At 34.7% G+C, this 15,724-nt stretch carries 9 protein-coding genes and 1 pseudogene; all 10 read right to left on the bottom strand.

Annotated elements, in window-relative coordinates:
- Positions 1-986: pseudogene (locus tag KO524_RS11640) on the bottom strand (hypothetical protein); the annotation flags it as partial.
- An 895-nt stretch (positions 987-1,881) separates the two neighbouring features.
- Positions 1,882-2,982 carry an AraC family transcriptional regulator gene (locus tag KO524_RS11645; RefSeq protein ID WP_219294276.1) on the bottom strand — a complete coding sequence of 367 codons (1,101 nt, stop codon included), beginning with the start codon at positions 2,980-2,982 and terminating at the stop codon, positions 1,882-1,884.
- A 366-nt stretch (positions 2,983-3,348) separates the two neighbouring features.
- Positions 3,349-6,162 (bottom strand): M16 family metallopeptidase, encoded by a 2,814-nt coding sequence (locus tag KO524_RS11650; protein WP_219294278.1) that lies wholly within the window; start codon positions 6,160-6,162, stop codon positions 3,349-3,351.
- The gene (locus KO524_RS11655; protein ID WP_219294280.1) at positions 6,162-7,367 is read right to left on the bottom strand and encodes a DUF4929 family protein; all 1,206 of its coding nucleotides are present in this window, start codon (positions 7,365-7,367) and stop codon (positions 6,162-6,164) included. Before KO524_RS11655 ends, KO524_RS11650 begins: the two co-directional genes overlap by 1 nt.
- 44 nt (positions 7,368-7,411) lie before the next feature.
- Entirely contained in the window at positions 7,412-8,809 is a 1,398-nt protein-coding gene (locus tag KO524_RS11660; protein ID WP_219294282.1) for a RagB/SusD family nutrient uptake outer membrane protein, read from the bottom strand.
- A 78-nt stretch (positions 8,810-8,887) separates the two neighbouring features.
- Entirely contained in the window at positions 8,888-11,923 is a 3,036-nt protein-coding gene (locus KO524_RS11665; RefSeq protein ID WP_219294284.1) for a SusC/RagA family TonB-linked outer membrane protein, read from the bottom strand.
- 1,125 nt (positions 11,924-13,048) lie between these two features.
- Positions 13,049-14,011, bottom strand: coding sequence for a helix-turn-helix domain-containing protein (locus KO524_RS11670; protein WP_219294286.1), 963 nt, complete (start codon positions 14,009-14,011; stop codon positions 13,049-13,051).
- A gap of 384 nt (positions 14,012-14,395) precedes the next feature.
- Positions 14,396-14,563 (bottom strand): hypothetical protein, encoded by a 168-nt coding sequence (locus KO524_RS11675; protein ID WP_219294288.1) that lies wholly within the window; start codon positions 14,561-14,563, stop codon positions 14,396-14,398.
- 98 nt (positions 14,564-14,661) lie between these two features.
- Positions 14,662-15,135, bottom strand: a complete 474-nt coding sequence (locus KO524_RS11680; RefSeq protein WP_219294391.1) for a DUF6428 family protein — start codon at positions 15,133-15,135, stop codon at positions 14,662-14,664.
- Between the two features lie 98 nt (positions 15,136-15,233).
- The gene (locus KO524_RS11685; RefSeq protein ID WP_219294290.1) at positions 15,234-15,563 is read right to left on the bottom strand and encodes a helix-turn-helix transcriptional regulator; all 330 of its coding nucleotides are present in this window, start codon (positions 15,561-15,563) and stop codon (positions 15,234-15,236) included.
- Positions 15,564-15,724: the final 161 nt, after the last annotated feature.

Consider the following 15,724-nt stretch of genomic DNA (forward strand, 5'->3'; position numbering starts at 1 on the left):
TAGGTATAGGTACCCGCATTCCCCTTGGTTAAAGTTGTTAGGGTTTCGTGGGTTTTTACCAATTCAGCAAGAGTTAAGGTTTGGGAGTTCCCCTCGCTATCGCTATACTTGAACGCTGTTCCGTCAAAAGTAACCGGTCCCTCAGAGGATTTGATGATCGATTTTAGTTTTTCTAAAACAGCCGGGTTGTTTGCAATGCTGTCAAAGTTTGAACTCACATCACCAACCACATCAATCACAACTTCTGAGTTGTTTTCCGATTTATAGGTATAGGTACCCGCATTCCCCTTGGTTAAAGTTGTTAGGGTTTCGTGGGTTTTTACCAATTCAGCAAGAGTTAAGGTTTGGGAGTTCCCCTCGTTATCGCTATACTTGAAAGTTGTTCCGTTAAAAATTAAATTTCCGCTGACAGTAGAACCTTGTAATTTTCTAATCAATTCATTTAAAACATCATCATCATTTAATATTTCCTGAAAATTTTTAATTACACTATCCTTCACATCTAAAGTAACAGCAATGCCCTCTTCGTTGGTATAGGTATAGGTACCATTTTGATTATTGACCAATTTGGTAACTATATTAAGCGATGAAATTGAAATTGAAATGATGTTACCTTCGTTGTCTGTCAATTGTAAATTCCCCTTATCTACCAGAAGTGAGGTACTTTGGGTACCTTGCTTTAATCCTGACAGATCTTCGGCATTGATTACTCTTAACCATTTATCATTATACCAATAGTAGTATCCCGGTACTAAATTTTCTGCGGTTGCTGTGTTAAATACAAGCATACTGTTTACATTACCGTTCTCAATAGTAGTACCATCGATGGTTGATTTCAGTTTAACGCGAGGAATCAAAATACCGCTATTACTTGAAACGACATCAAGTTGAGCAGAACTATTAGGTTTAATTGTTCCGATACCTACTTGAGCATATGTACCCCAAATAGTAAAAAGTAGTGCGGCAGGAATTAAAACTTTTTTCATGTTATTAATTTTTTACTTTCGAATTGTGGATGATATTCTTTTCCTTTTTTAAATATGTTATAATTATCTTATTTACAGTTGTATAAAAAACAACAAGACGTTAATCAATAAACTCTACTACTATCCCATATTTCAGGAAAACCTTAGCTAGCTATCGGTATCTTCAATACAGAAATGATATTAACATCTGTACCATTAAGCTGGTTTAACTAGTCTTTTCAAGTGGTGTTTGATACTCGATCTTAAAATTATCGCACCAACTGAAGAACATGATAACCATAAGGTTGTCAGTGCTTTTTTGATTAGCACTTTTTAATATTCGAACTTATATGCTACTTTTTAGTTACAAGCAAAAGAAGAAAAAAATGGTGCAAAAAGGGCTGTAAATAATTATGTAGAACGAATACCTAGAAATCTGAAACACTTTAAAAGAGTCATAAAGCAATCAGATGCAGTAAAAACCAGCACTTACATTAGATAAAATAAGAAAGCGATTTAAAATAATTATTGATATCTCCTGACTTGATGAAAACACGATCAAATCAGCACTAAAAGTTGGCGGGCGTTTTCCGATTTAAAATACCTGTATGTATATTTACAAAAGTCATTAGTCAGTATATTTAAAAAACTAACAGTTTTGAAGAAACTGTTGGAGAAAATGGTGTTTGTGACAAAAAAAAAGCCTTATAAAGGCTTTTTTGGATGGTTTTAACGAACTAAAAATTCATTTAAAGGTAACATTAACAACTAAAAGTTGGTTTATTTGCCTGTAAATACGTCTATTAAAAGAGTCATAAACTGTACTATTGGCAATAAATAGCGTTGATAAATCAATATATACCACAACGAATACCCTACAAAGTGACGGATTTCGAACTTTAGAAATCTGGCTTAGTTATTCACTTGCTGCTATATTTTTTTTGCGGTACTGATCTGGGGAAAGATTATAACGTTCCTTAAAGGCTCTGTAAAAAGAAGCTCTACTATTAAATCCGGAACGGAATGCGATATCCACTAAATTTTCATATTCTTCGGTTTCCATGATTAAAGTTGCAAATTCCACCCGTTTGTTGTTGACATAACTAGAAAAACTGGTGTTTAGTTGTAGCGAAAATGTCTGACTTAACTCGAAAGTTGTGATACCGAGTATTACTGCTAAAGATTTTAGATCAAGACTCGAATCTAAAAACACACCGAGTTCTAATTCACTTAGAAGATGGGCATTCTTATTGAGTACCTCGCTTTCAATTCTAGAACGACCATATTTAAGTTTGGGTAATGCTTCGCTATTCGTTGTTTTTTTAGCCAGTAAGAAATAGTCGGGATTGCTGGTCGTGTAGGATCTAAAAATCATCACCTTGATAATGAGCACCTTTACTAAAATAAAGAAATACATAACAATGCTAAAATCTATATAATAGCTAACATTTATTTTTGTGTTAAAGGCACTTCCAATCAAGATACCACTTAAAATTAAATGACATAAGATCAAATAGCACATTCCTTCTTTGAGCCCGGTATTGTTGTTGATGTTATTGCGAAATAATAAAAATAAGGAAACCAGTCCATAGAATGCCAAATGTATACCTGAAAAAACCACGACTAATTCTATATATACTAGCGCGAATTTTTGGTACAAATACGGGTTTACCGACAACAATATAAAAACCATCCAAAAAATAATGGGAATGATAAAATGGTAATAATTCTTTTTAAAAGTTTTTAAAAAATTGAATCGAGATTTCAAATATAATGCAACGCAAGGACCATAGAGCAATCCGAACGGCGCTACTAAAATAAAAAACTTCAAATTAGGGCTAAATAATACAAACAAAAAGTCGTACAAGGCATTTACCATCAATACCCCTAAAAATACAATGATATAAATGTTGCTTCTACTGTTTCTACTGTTAAAACAGATTAGCAAACAATTGATAATAAAAAATATTGCATTACACAATATAACTATGGAAGAAACATCTTTTAAATGAAACATGGCTGGTTTTTATGTTTACTTTTTCAGGCTAGTAAAAAGAATTGATTTCTTTTACTTATTAAGATTTATACGATAATTGGATTTTATCATGACCTAATCGCAGTTTAGAGTCTTTTTATAATAGTAGATCCTAAGGTTTATAAATGCGACTACAAATGTTGTGCAAAGATAGTTTTTACTCATTACATTTAAAATGCAAATTCAGTAAAATTTATTACTTTATAATTACATAAAACACAAAACACAAAGAATACAAACAAACAATTTGATTTATTAATGTGTTTATAATAAATTCACAATATAAATATTTAGTTTGTAAATTAGACCAAATAATACAGTGGAATTATCTTTACCATGTCGTTGCATTTATTTTAAATTATTGTTTTTTAAGTGGAAAATCCCATAATTATCGGTGTCCAAGACTTCTAATGCTGTTTTTAGCATATCTTCTGCTGTAATTTCAAATAGTAATTCATCAAAGTTCTCATAGGACGATAGACCGTCGAAATTCAAATACAAATCTATGAGTTTAGCATGCCATAAGTCCGTGTTATTTTCGTTTAAGAATTGACTTTTTTGCAAAGTGATTCCGTTTTTAAGCATTTCTAATTCACTGTGTTTTAACAGATTGCTTTGCACGCTTTTTATCAGATCCAACACGGTTTTTTCTAAGTCGCTTCCATCATTTTTACTCGAGGAAAAAACAAAATTATAATAAACCCAAGAATCTGGATAAATAGTAAAATCCAATTCAACAAAAGGAGAATACACCATTCCCTTTTGCTCTCGTGAGTATTCTGTAAATTTTAATTCAAGCCATGCGCGTAGCATATAGAGTTGCATACTCTTTTTTAGACCGGGTTTAAATCGCCCCTTAATCAGACAATTTGTATATAATCTATCCGTATCGGCTCCGCTTACAACTTTTCGTACAACTCCGAGCTTTCTTTTGGCCTTAAAATCATAGTATTGTTGCTTTTTATCAGAGGTTGGAAGAGCTCCAAGGTAAGATACCATTTCGGAAGTCGCCTGATTAACATCGAAATTCCCGGTTAATACCGCTACTAAACCATCGGTTTGTTTAAATAGATTTTTAAACTTCGCAAAAACGGTATCTATCGACATTACTTCTAAAATTTCCCGCTCGCTGCGTTCTATTACTGCTGGTTTTTTAGCTTTATAATCCTCTATTACTTTTTGTAATTTCAAATAAGGCATGTTGTTCCATTGGGAATCAGAATTATCAACAGCGGCATTGACTTGTGCTTTATATTGATTAAAAGCGCGATGAGGAACAGTAGGTTCTATCAGTTTTAAATAAATCATTTTCAACATATCTGTCAGTCCCCCCCTAAAACTCTTAACGCTAATTTCGTGATAAAAGGTTTCTATATTGGTCAATACCGACAACTGCTTAGCCACACACAGTTCTAAAATCGTTTCTTCGTCCATACCGTTGAGTTCTCCCCAGTCCAAATACGCCCCCATATTTTGATAATAAGGATATTGTTCGGGTGAAAAAGTAGACAAACCTCCTTTGCCAAAGAGCGTTAATTGCAACGTTGAATCGGCTGTCGGCATCGCTTTTAAAACTACCTGAATACCATTGGGTAAGCGAAATGTAGTCACATTTAAATTTTTATAAACTCTTTTATCATTGCCCCCTTCTGGTACTAAGAATGTACGGGGAACATTCAACGAATCAAATTCTTGAAAAGCTATACATCCTTGCTGGGCCAATTGCAATGGTTCAATAAATTCAAACTTTTTTAACGGTACCGGGAGTTTTTTATAAGCGTTTTCCAAGTCGATAATCGACTGTTTTAGGGTATCGGAGTCCACTAGCTGCTGAAACAACCACAAGGGTTTAACTTCTAAATAGCGTGCTGCTTTTTTTTGTACGTCATCAATACTCGTATGATCCAAAAGTTCAGATGCCCAAATCTTCTTATTGGATGGATTTATATAACGATCACCATAAACCGCTTGGTCAACATATGATTCCGCTAAAGACACAGCGTCCTCCTCGAATTGCGATAATTTCATTTTCTGCATCAACCGAGCTTTTGTGTAAGCGAGCTCTTCGGTGCTAATTCCCTGCTTAGTTAACTCCTGTAGGACAGCACTTAAATGAGCCATTTGACGCAGTATTTGCTCTTGAGTTTTAAACCGAATCTCAAAACCACTATTATATATGTCTGCGAGATAATAATCATAATTGTATCGGATACCGCTACTTGATTCATAAAACTCCAATCTACTATTAATGATCATTTTAAACAGTTGTTCTGTTAATTCGTTTTTGTAATCCGACATTGTTTTGCGCGGTAAAACCGGAATAAAAAAAGTCAAATCCAAAATATTTTCTTGGAGTTTATCGTTTGTATCGACGTAAATCTTCCCCGAAATGTCAGGTCTAAACTTCGGTATATCCACAGTTAGAGTCGATGACAGAGCTAGTGGTTTAAACATTTTAATAATGTTGTTTTCCAACAACTCTGGGTCAATAGCTCCCGTCACAATAACGGTAGCCAAGTCTGGGCGATACCATTGTTTATAATAACCTTGTAAATCTTTTGAAGTGATGTTTTTAATGTCTTGTTCACCAGCAATAGGTAAACGTTTTGCATGCATAGTCCCCTGTAACTTACTTGCAAAAAAAACATCTTCATTTTTGAAATCACGTATTTCTTGAATCACTATTCTTTTTTCTTTTTCCGTATCCATTTCAGTTATGTGCGCTTTATGAAGCCAGTTTTCTAAAATCGTCAGTGGTAAATCCATCGACTCCTGTTCTGGCATCGACAATATGTAAACGGTTTTATCATAAGATGTGTATGCATTAAAATCCACGCCATACCTCATTCCCTTTGCTTGTAATTGCTCGATTAGCGAACGATTAGGAAAATCTACTGTTCCGTTAAACAGCATGTGTTCTAGAAAATGAGAGTATCCCTTTTGACTGTCGGTTTCACAAATCGAACCAACTTTCATTACTAAGCGGTACTCTGTCTTTTTATTAGGGGATGTTGCTGGATGTATTATATAACGCAAACCATTTTGAAGTTGGCCTTCAATCGCATTGGTTGATATGGGAATAGTATCTTTAAGGACTTGCCCATTAATATATAAGGGGCAGAGTCCAAAAAGAATTGAAATACTGCAAAATAAAAAATTCATTAAAAACGATATGTTACATCAAATCGGATATAACCCGCTGCGTGATTATGATCCATTATAAAACTAAATCTAAGCTGATCTGCATCTAAATTTGCCGTTGTGGCTTTCCATGTTGAATTTTGATAATTATCAGTCAAAATATCGTCGGAATTGATGTGATGTCCAGGATAAACAGATCCACCTTGCTGATAATTCTCAAGAGCAATTTGATTTCCTTGATCGATAAGCACTTTTAAACGATCCCATGCTGTATAGGAATATTTAAAAGGTACAGCTGCATAAGTATCGTCAAATATATTTGTAAGCTCTCCTATAAAACTGACTTTTTTATCGTTCAATGAGATTTCAATATCGTCGAGTAACAGATCGAAATTTTCGTTGGAATTGGCGCTTAATTGAATCAAATCAATGATGTTTCGCGGTGCGGGTTGCGCAATTTCAGGATCGGGATTCAACCAGTATTGCGTGTCCAAAATAGTTAGATTTCGAAATAGCTCATAGAGATATGATTCGATACCCATAGCATTTTGAGTCATCGATAAAATCGGCTTGTCCTTAGTTGCTTTGTCGCTTAAGCTAATCATTGTTTTTCCCGTTAGTGTTCGTTCATATTTTTGAGTGAGAAAATCGATAGAACCCTCACCCGGGAAATAAACCCTTGTAGTTACTTCTATAGCTCCCATAAGGGGATATAAATCCAATCCTTGTGTTTTATAATGATCCAATAATGCTAATTGCTCTGCAGTCAGCGATTCCATTGTCGCAGCGGGTTTGACGTTAAATCGAAAGGGTTTATCCAATTTTAGTCCCTCCAAACTACTATGCGTTAAAACGATTCCCATAGAAGTGTTCTCTTTAAGCAAATGTAAATTGTGGGATTTAATTTTCAATTGAGCCGTTTTTGTACCCGCCTCTAAAGTGATTTTGGCATGCTCCAGGTAGATAATCTCTGTTTGATTAACCAAATGATCAACCAAAGCAAATTCCAGAGATATAGGTTGATCTTCTGATTTGACCAAGATTAGATCAATCAGTAATTCATTCTGATCGTTATCAATTAAGGTCGATGAACTTATAGCCGAGAGGCTGATTTTATTTTCTCCAATATATTGAGCATTGACATTATCGTCTTTTGCACACGAAAAAACGATCAGGCTTAAAAACGCTAAGAAAGACAAGTGTCTTTTTGTAAAATTTGACTTCATATAATTGCGGTGTTTATTATTATATACATTTTATTATTATTATTTTACCATCCCTTATTTTGAATTGCTTGAATATTTTGAAGAATTTCTTGGCGAGGCAAAGGCAATGTCCAGCGGAAATTATCCGAATCTATTTCGTCCCATGAATTCTCATCCTCTACTTTAAATCTGCGGATGTTTTTATTCCATCGCTTTAAATCAAGGTAGTTGAGGGATTCTCCAATAAATTCCTTTTGTTTTTCTAACTGTATGCGCAGATACAACTCCTGTCCGTGGAGAGACGATGGCAGTGGGCTCGCATTTCTCGCTTGTAATAAGCGATTTAAAACCGCAATAGCCTCGACATCTTGTTGCTTTTTAAAATAACATTCGGCTGCAATAAAATAATATTCAGCATACCTTAATTGAACTATTGGTGCTGCTGGATTTCCGATGAGTTTATTTCGATATTTTCCCAATAATTTTCTTGAAACACTCTCTTTTCCGTTGTGTTTCATCTCAAAATTAAAGTAGCTCTTTTCAAATCGAATGTCTGCTTCCTCAAAAATAAGGGAAGAAGGCAGGTAAAAGAAATCTCCATCTGTACCACTTCTATCGAGATAATTGAATGGTGGTTTTTGATGGTCAAAAACTAAAATCACTTCTCCTTTGATTAAGGAAGATGCTTTATTATGCCATAAATCGGCATAATCACTGATTTCTAACCGATTTAGAAACAAGGCCTTTTCCGCCTTATCAATTGCACCATCGTAATTTTTAGCAAACAAATCTAATCGTGCTTCCAATAACGCTATTGCCTGTAGAGACATATATGCTATTTTTGCATCTTCTACTTTTTCTAAAAGTAACCTCGCTTCCTTAAAAAGTAGGGCAATGGTGGTGATGCTTTCCGAATAAGACAGTCTACTGTTATTTTCAACGGAGACACTGTATTGGGGTAGGATTCCCATAGGGTTACTTTCATTTCTATCACTATAGAGTTGTAAGAGTTCAAAATAGATCAAGCCTTTTAAACCTAGGGCACTGCCTTTTATTTCCGACCATTTCGATCTGTCGGCGGTTTTCGCAAGCAACACAGATTCTGACGCCAATAAAGCATTAATCGATGCCAAGGATTTATAATAGGACTCCCAATAATTTGTTGAAAAATTTCGGATATTTTCGCTATCCCAATTATAATTGCGTCGCAGATTTATGTCATATGCAATCAAATAACTCGGCACTAAGTCTTCTGATAAGATGGTCAATTCCATTTTATCCGCAGGAAAATCTGCATAAGCCTGACGCAAAACATCTTCCGCTATCACCAACGAACCTATGGCCTCCGATCCCGATATCTGGTCTGCCTCGGAAATCTCTAATGAACACGAGCCAAGTAGATACAGCAGTACAACTATACAGGTATTTTTAATCCATGCGCTTAGAAATTTAGTTCTATTCATTTTAAATACTTTTTATATTGTTAACTGTTGCTTTGATCAACATAGGCTAAAGCTTTTGTCTCCACTTTAATTACCCCCTTAAAATGAGGCATTTATACCCAATGATATTACCGGTTGTAAAACCCCATGCAAATCTCCTTTATCGCTTTCAATACGATAGGTATAAAGATTCTCCGCTTGTATATTACAATTTATTGTCTTAAAATAATTGGCTAGACCGGACTGTGATTTTGGGGAAAAACCATAACTCAGTTGAAGCATATTCAGCTTGATAAAGTCTGACTTAAATGTAGTTTTCGTACTAGCGTATTGACTGAACACATAAAAACTAGAATCTATATTCGGTGCGGCATAGCGTTTATTTTCATCTCCTGGAGCAAACCACATCTCTTCCAACTGACCTTTTACAGCGTTCTTATTACTATTATCAGCATCCCTGACATACACGTTGCTATAGGAAAGTACACCCCCAAAACTGTAACTTACATCCATGGACAAACTAAAATCTCTCCAACTAAAAACATGATTAAAAAAACCATTATATGGAGGTATCGTATAACCTAAACTTCGAATATCCGCTCTTTTAAGTTTGTCTTTATAAGTGATTTCGCGACCGTCTGCTCCTAAAAAACGAGGCATACCGTCAAGAGAATAAATCCCTAAATCATGTAAACCATATAGTACGCCCAAAGGTTGTCCAACTTCATATTCTGGCATCAAACTTTCATCAGTCAGAAAAATCTGATTGGTATTATACAATTTTAAGACTTTGTTTTTGTTGGTCGAAAAAGATAATGCAGCATTCCACCTAAAATTTTTATACCGGATAAAATCACCTGTTAACTGAAATTCAATTCCTTTGTTTTCCAGTTCACCAATATTGGTTTTAAGCATAGAAAAACCGTTACTAGGCGCGATGGGAAGGTCTAATAGGGCTTGTTTTGTCGTATTTGTATAAAAACTCATCTGTAAACTAATGCGGTGAAATAATCCCATTTCAAAACCCAAATTACTAGAGATCGTTTGTTGGGGTTTAAGATTTGGATTAGGTAGTTTTACTAAGTCTAACAAACGCCCATCTCCATATACGGCTTGATTATATGCAAAGGTCTGATGGATATCTGAGCTGTTGATTTCAGCCATGCTAGCTATATAACCCAATGAATACCTAATTTTTAATATGTCTATAATAGAACTAGCATTTAAAAAGCCATATTCGCTTATGGCCCATCCTAGCCCCCCAGACCAAGCGGTATTCCATCTTTTATTCGCGGGCAATAAAGATGATGCATCTTGTTTTACACTACTGTATATATCGTAGGTATTTTGAAAAGAATATCCCATAGCTGCACCTATTCCCATTTGAGCTTCTTTTAACGTATAACTATACGACTTCACTTTCCGCTCGCCAGTCAATGATTGATTAATCCCTGCGGCTGTATGGACTCCTTCTGGAATCCCATATCCCTTGATACCAATGAGCTCTTTATTGTTTACATAATAATCAACATTAACCCCCAAATAGATATCATGATCATTCCATTGTTTTTGATAATTAGCCCGAATATTGGAGGTGAATTCATAATTTACGCCCTTATCTTGTTGCAATTCACCACTTTCATAACTTTTGTATTGCCTTTGAGAAAAAGCCCTTGGGGGTATACGATTTGTACGTTGATCTAAAGTATAATCAGCACCAACGACTGCCGATAACTCAAGCTCTTTGGCTAATTGCCAGCGCAGAATTGCAGAACTACTCAGTCTCTTCGTAGTTCGCTTACTAAAGAATTGATTGATTAGATCTTCATACGTTCGATCGGGATAAGAATATAATGTTGTCCCTTTATGATTCCCTAAAGTATTTTTTTGTTCATAAGGATTTAAATTAAACACCAAAGCCGTAGGATCAAATGACGGGTCATTTTGACTGTAAATAGTAGATAAACCCACCGCATTATTGAGTGATATAGTAAGTGTAGGAGATAATATATAATCCAGATTTGCTCGAGCTGATAACCTATTAATATCATTACCCGGTACTCTCCCGCCTTGATTGGCGTAGTTCAAACCATAAAAATAGCTGCTTTTTTCACTCCCACCCCGGATGCTTAGATTATAAGAATTAAACAAATTGGGTTGAATGATTTCCTTAAACCAATCGGTATTGATCAAACGCAACGAGTCAAGAGTATTACGCCCTTTAAGGACCAAATCGTCCAAATTGTGAGCTTGGGGATTTTCCTTTCTTATAAATTCTTCCGAATATCGGTAACCAGGTGTGATCGGATTTTTTATACGCCGTTCCAATTCCAATTTTTCTGCACTTTGCATCAGCTGTGTACCACGCTCTCCGCGTAATGTGACACCTTGCTTTAAACTAAAATTAACGATTGGTTTACCCTCAAAGCCCCTTTTTGAGGTTATTTCAATAACGCCATTAGCCGCCTTTATACCATAAAGAGCAGAAGCGGCAGCATCCTTTAAAACTTTTATTTCTTTATAATCAGCGGGATTCAGTGTCAAAAAATTCTCTGATGAGATGACCATTCCATCTAAAATAAACATGGGTTCATTAGCGTCTTGCTTGTACGAAAAAGATTGGTTTCCGCGAATCCTTATTTCGGGTTTAGTCCCTAGTTCTCCACTAAAGCGAACTGTAAGCCCCGGAATCTGGCCTTGTAATAAGCGTCCCATGTCCATTTCTGTCCGCTGGCTTAAAGCTGTTAAGTCCAAAGTCGTTATAGTACCTGTCAGTTTTCTCATATCAATATCGTTGATATTGTTGTTTTTACGAATTACAATTTCATCCATAAAATCAGTACTTGGAATCATGTACATCACCAATCCTTGCTTTTTTAATACGATTTCCATATTCTCAAACCCTTGATGACTAAACAGTAAACGATCACCTTCACGGGCAATAAGCCTATAAAAACCAGCTTCATTGGTCAAGTATACGGCTCCGCTTTCGCCATGTGTTATTATTACATCTGCTAAGGGTGTTTTAGAAGCTGCATTATAAACAGTACCATGAAATTCTCGAGCTTGCTCCTGCGCATTTAAACTTGCTATACCAAGTATAAAAAAACATAGAATCTGTATAATCGTTTTCATTTTTTAATTCTTATTTAGACTTATTATAGCTAATTATTGTCGTGTTTCACGAAATCACGCGTATTAACTATTGATGTTAACAAGTAGAAAAAGCATTAAAAACATTTTTCTAAAGTGCATCATAAACAACACAGACTGCCAAACTGCAATAGACAGCCTGCATTGTTCTGCCATTCATTACCGACTAATACCGTTTTCAAAACGCTAGTTTAACGGATCTGAAAGGCTTGCATTACTGCATCATAACGTTATAGACAAAAAAGTCAAACTTCTACAGCAATACTATCTACATGCTTACCTTCTTTGGACTCTACTTTTATTTGCGCCATTAAGATTCTGTGAAATTAAATTATGACTAACTATTTTAAAATCGCAAATAAAACAATCACACAAACTTATTCTTTCAAAAGAAAATCTTTTCGAATCCGCTTCGAGCATTTAATTTTTATATGGGCGCATTTTTCCAGAGAGGGTTCCTGCAGATATGTTTTCTTTTCCGGCTCTTTGATTATACCTCGATAGCAAAACACTACAAATACCAAAAACATAACCAACCATAAAAAAAACAAGACCAGCTGTTTTCTTTTCTTTTTTATATTAATTTTCATCGCTTTTCTTTCATTTATAGCAAACGCATTTGTACGCTTGGCTCCTTAGCTTCGTTTTAAAGTTTGATAAATGCTCAGCACAACAAAAGTTATGTCAGACTAATACAAGTGATTACTATTTCCTTGTACAGGAAAACGGTGAATACTAGTAAGCATCTGAACTATAAATCAAAATGCTAGGTAAAATTGAATAAAAAAAAAACGACAAGTGCTTCATAAAATTATCTAGTCCGAATACGTATTTTTATAAGGCATGTCAAATTATTTGGAACACTTAAATAATTTAAAAGCACCTTACAAAATCCTTATAAATCAACCAATTAGACTAATTATATCTATCTTTAAATGCCTAGTATTTCTAGCACTAAAAAAAACAAATAATAATTCCTGTTGTTATAAATGAAATAGAAAAAGAAATAACACTCATAAAGACCAGAGATTGGAGATCATACAAGGACAAACAAACTGGTTAAACTGTGATTTTTGTGTAAGTGGATTCGTGTATAAGTGGTGGGGATTACTTAACTGAATTTCGATATTCAGAGGGAGTCATGCCTATGAATTTTTTAAAGTTGCGATTGAAGGCCGATTTTGAATAAAATCCAGATTCCTGCATTACAAAGTCGATGGTGAATTTATCATAATTTTCATCGATAAGTCGCTTGGCAACAGCTATGCGTTTTTCTCCGAGTATGGTGTAAAAATTTACACCCAACTTGTGGTTTAAGATTTCTGACAAATCTTTTTTGGACTGTTTTAAAGCCGTAGCAAAATCGTCAAAACTAAAGTTGGGATCTAAATATTCTTTGGACTCCGCGAAAAATGTATTAATCCGTTGAACATCGATATCCGTTTCCAAAATATTGATATCCACAGTTTCTCTGCATAAATTTTCGGTATTCATTTCATTTAAAAGCGAGCGATGATGTAATAAAAAGCCATAAAAAAACAAGTTGAGAACGGCAGTCATCACCAAGAAAAACGAAACGACAAATCGCGGATCGAATTCAGTAATAAAGAGATTGTATTCATTTAAGCGGAAAGATAAAATGACAACGGCAATTAGAATCTGAAAGATAGCCCCCAAATTCAGCCAAACTCTAAAAATATAATTATCAAACCTAGATGATGCAATCAAATTCCAAACGCCATATCCAAAAATTAAACCCAAATATATATAACAAAATATCGTAGAAGGAAAATTTAATATGGCAAAAACGTATAATATAAATATTGTAAAAGGTACAAGTAAATACCAGTAATTTATAGTACTCCACTTACCTTTATCCAATAATTTTAACGAAACCAGAGCTAAGGCTCCATTTAATAACAATAGCGAAATATCGCTATATTTATAGAGAATGAAAATTTCAAATACAATTAGAAAAGTTCCAAAAAACAAAATACCGAAGCTTCTCTTGTGGAGTTTTGAAATCGTTGAGTGGTTGAGTAAACTTGAATTAATTTTGAATAAACTCATTCATTATATTTTTAAAGAATCACTATAATTGCTGAAAAATCATAAAAAAACAATTATAAAATTTAGCGTCAAATAATACTTTGACAGCTAGTTTTGAGATGGTACAAATTTAAGTATTAATTTTATAAAAAATACACTAAAAACATATTTATACAAAAATACACATTTTTTTGTATATAAAATATCCAAAACAGCAGTATTAAAACCACATTAACCTTAAAATAATATAGAATAATAAAAAAACCAACACAAGAATAAAAAAGTTCCTCGAAGATGTGCGATATATCGCATTTTGATAACAAATTGATCAGGGCTTCAAATAACAAGGGGTTAAGAAACTTGCAAATCGCCAACACCTTTATCGATTGTCGATGCTATGCTAATTTATTCCGTAACTCCAGAATAACAAATAACCTTGACAACCCCAAAACAATGCCAGGCTAACTGTGCCCAAATCTGCGCCAAAATACTTCGACGCGAATTGTGGGTACAGATAAAATGCAGGTTGATACCCGCAACATCATACTGATTCAGCGCTATCGTATCAATCAAGGGTTGCAAGGTTTTCTTAGGTTGAACTGAAACAACCGAATTCGCTTGCAGTTCCCCCTATAAAATCGACTAAAGTGGGGTACATAAAAACCTATATATTAACAACAGCCCGAGTTAGGATCACAAGAATTTGCTGTACTACTCGACAAATCGGTTAATTTCATCGGTTGCTTAGCAGCGGGAATCCCACAGGCATCTGCAGCCAAACAAGCTGTAGTTTTATTTTTTAGGATAAAATGCGTTCCATTAAACTCCAAATCATATTTTCCAATCGTCTCACTTTGGTATTCGACCTCAATCACCGCATCTTGCATACCGAGCTTTTCTTCGGATAGGCTAATAATGTGCAACAGTTTCGCCGGTTTTAAGCGGTGCTCAAAATCGTCCGCATTCCACAATTGAAAGTTAACCGTCTTTTCATGCCTAACCACACCCCCACAATCAATAAAAGTTTTGGTGATTTGCCCCACCTCAGTGACGTGAAAGTGCTCGGGTACAAAGTTTCCATTTTCCAATTGAAATGCCACATTTTCCAAAGTAGGCAAGACCTTTTTAATTTCTGATAAATACATCATAATTTGTTTTATAGGTTTTGTTTTATAATTATTTCGCCGATTTTTATTTAACATCGCAATATTGCGATGTTGAAATATAAAAAAAGGCTATTATGCTAACAGCAGCTGTTGTCGTTGATATCCTGATTAAAAAATCGATTGAAATCCGATTGAAATTCCTTCCAAACCACTGGGGCAATACAGTAACAAATCGATTTTCCCTCAATGCTGCCTTGAATGATACCACTGCTTTTTAGTTCTTTGAGATGTTGCGAAATCGTTGCTTGCGCCAATCCCAACTCTTCGACCAAATCATTGCAAATACAAGTCTTTTGATCGATGATGTATTGCAAAATCGCAATTCGCGCCGGATGCCCCAACACCTTAAATAGCGCTGCCAGTTGATTTTGCTCGTTTGTATACATTTCTGATTTCGTAATTCCCATAGCCGCATTTATATATCGCAATATTGCGATAATAAATTTATTCCCCAAAAAAAAATTCGATTTTTTTTATCAGACTTCCCTATTTGAATAAATCCACTACACTTACTACCTATATTTTTAATACTTTTGATTTGCAACTACCCCCACTTCAATCCACTCAA

The sequence above is a fragment of the Flavobacterium sp. NKUCC04_CG genome (assembly GCF_019345525.1).
GTDB lineage: Bacteria > Bacteroidota > Bacteroidia > Flavobacteriales > Flavobacteriaceae > Flavobacterium.

Coding starts and splice junctions, on each gene's coding strand:
- KO524_RS11645 (WP_219294276.1), bottom strand. CDS start 2,982: ATGTTTCATTTAAAAGATGTTTCTTCCATAGTTATATTGTGTAATGCA.
- KO524_RS11650 (WP_219294278.1), bottom strand. CDS start 6,162: ATGAATTTTTTATTTTGCAGTATTTCAATTCTTTTTGGACTCTGCCCC.
- KO524_RS11655 (WP_219294280.1), bottom strand. CDS start 7,367: ATGAAGTCAAATTTTACAAAAAGACACTTGTCTTTCTTAGCGTTTTTA.
- KO524_RS11660 (WP_219294282.1), bottom strand. CDS start 8,809: ATGAATAGAACTAAATTTCTAAGCGCATGGATTAAAAATACCTGTATA.
- KO524_RS11665 (WP_219294284.1), bottom strand. CDS start 11,923: ATGAAAACGATTATACAGATTCTATGTTTTTTTATACTTGGTATAGCA.
- KO524_RS11670 (WP_219294286.1), bottom strand. CDS start 14,011: ATGAGTTTATTCAAAATTAATTCAAGTTTACTCAACCACTCAACGATT.
- KO524_RS11680 (WP_219294391.1), bottom strand. CDS start 15,135: ATGTATTTATCAGAAATTAAAAAGGTCTTGCCTACTTTGGAAAATGTG.
- KO524_RS11685 (WP_219294290.1), bottom strand. CDS start 15,563: ATGGGAATTACGAAATCAGAAATGTATACAAACGAGCAAAATCAACTG.